Here is a 1,651-nt window from a genome sequence, read left to right as displayed (position 1 = left end):
GCCAGCCCCAGCTCCCGGGTCGCCCGGTGAAGGCGAGGAAGAAGGGCGTGAAGGGAGCGAAGAGCGTTGCTGCCTAGGCTAGCCCCTTGTCACACAAACTACCGAAGCCTCCTTTTTTCACCTGCTGAAGGTTATCAATCTTCTTATTGAGTATCTCGGCATTCTTTCTTCTGCCAATGCCCTGGCGGGCAGATCCACCCCCCTTTCGGCTGGTTCGGGGGCACAGGCATGCCCTGACGGGCAGATCCACCGCCCTTTCGGCTGGTTCGGGGTCGCAGGCATGCCCTGGCGGGCAGATCAGCGCCTTTTCGGCAGGTTCGGGGGCGCAGGCATGCCCTGACAGACGGCTGCATTGCCCATATGCGTTTTGCGCGCGAGGACCCTGTTGCTCCTGTCAAAAGCGTGGCGAAATGAAGTGGCCCAAAAGAGGGCAGCAGAATACCGAAATCCCAGCTTGAAATAGCTCAGCTATTTGTCACTGTGCGGTTCTGCCTGCTATGATTAGCCATGCACTGCTGGGGAAGACTCATCCGCTAGAATTGCTTGGACGAAAGGAGACGCAATGGTACTCGACAGATACGCGCGATTTGCTGACAGCGCCGACGTGCTCTCTTGCCCCCTTTGCCACAGCGCCCTGAAGCTGCAGGAAGGGAGCCTCGTATGTCCGAAGAGGCACTGCTTCGATATCGCAAAGCAGGGGTACGTAAACCTTCTAGGGCCCTCCAGGCAGTCAGCCCACTACAGCAAAGAATCCTTTGAGAGCCGCATGGCAATCCTGGAGGCAGGGTATTACGACCACGTGAAAGAAGCCGTCCTCACCGCGGTAGGAAGGGCCCTTTCCCCAAGCGAGGGTCCTGCAGCTGTGAACGCGACGCCATTCCGCGTGCTCGACGCGGGATGCGGAGAAGGCTTCTATGCACGTGCAATCCGAGAAAACCTCTGTGTCGACGTGGTGGCGTTTGACCTCTCAAAAGACGCCATGCTGATGGCGGCCCGCCACGATTCCAGAAAGGCGGTCAAATGGCTGGTTGGCGACCTGACGAACATCCCCGTGCTGAAAGGCTCCATCAACTGCGTGGTGGACGTATTCGCTCCCTCGAACTACGACGAATTCAAGCGCGTTCTCACCCCAACCAGAAACGCCTCCGCGCCAGGAGTGCTGGTCAAAGTGGTTCCAGGCAGCAATCATCTTACGGAGCTGCGCCACCTTGCTGAAGGATCTTTGCGCAGCAAGGAATACTCAAACCAGCTGGTGACCGATTGCTTTGAGAAGCACTTCAAGATGACCGACCGCATCAAGGTGACGCGCACCTTCGAGATGTCCGAAAGGGACGTCCGCGTGTTCGCCGAGATGACGCCGCTGCTGTTCGGCATCGACGCGGAGTCCCTAAATCTATCGCGTGTGAAAAGCATCACCATCGAGGCTGAATTGCTGGTGGGCACCCCTCGCTCCCAAGGCCCTTCATGAGCTCAGCCAGCTCATCATCCTCTTAATTGCAGGGCTGAAGGACAGCCCTTGTCAACCGCCCCAGAAGAAATCTGGCTCTTCGGTGGTTTCTGTGGGAGAGATTCCGGCATAGGCCCAGCTCAGCGGGCGAAAACAACGATCTGGAACTGAAACGGCCCCGGGAGGGGCCGTTTCCGCGTCATC

The 1,651-nt window shown here is 58.2% G+C and carries 1 protein-coding gene and 1 pseudogene; both read left to right on the top strand.

Translation table 11 applies throughout. The annotated features are described in order from the left end of the window. Window positions 1-562: 562 nt before the first annotated feature. Window positions 563-703 (top strand): annotated as a pseudogene (locus tag ACTQ1E_RS08775) (putative RNA methyltransferase); the annotation flags it as partial. A gap of 63 nt (window positions 704-766) precedes the next feature. Further along, window positions 767-1,468 (top strand): methyltransferase domain-containing protein, encoded by a 702-nt coding sequence (locus ACTQ1E_RS08770; RefSeq protein WP_052241580.1) that lies wholly within the window; start codon window positions 767-769, stop codon window positions 1,466-1,468. The last annotated feature ends 183 nt before the right edge of the window (window positions 1,469-1,651 follow it).

The sequence above is a fragment of the Collinsella sp. LCP21S3_C7 genome (assembly GCF_052118485.1).
Lineage (GTDB): Bacteria > Actinomycetota > Coriobacteriia > Coriobacteriales > Coriobacteriaceae > Collinsella.
The sequence above is the reverse complement of the archived record's forward strand: the minus strand, read 5'-3'. Positions and strand labels throughout refer to the sequence as shown.

Bases quoted from the DNA above. Each gene is read 5' to 3' on its own strand.
- ACTQ1E_RS08770 (WP_052241580.1), top strand. From the start codon at position 767: ATGGCAATCCTGGAGGCAGGGTATTACGACCACGTGAAAGAAGCCGTC.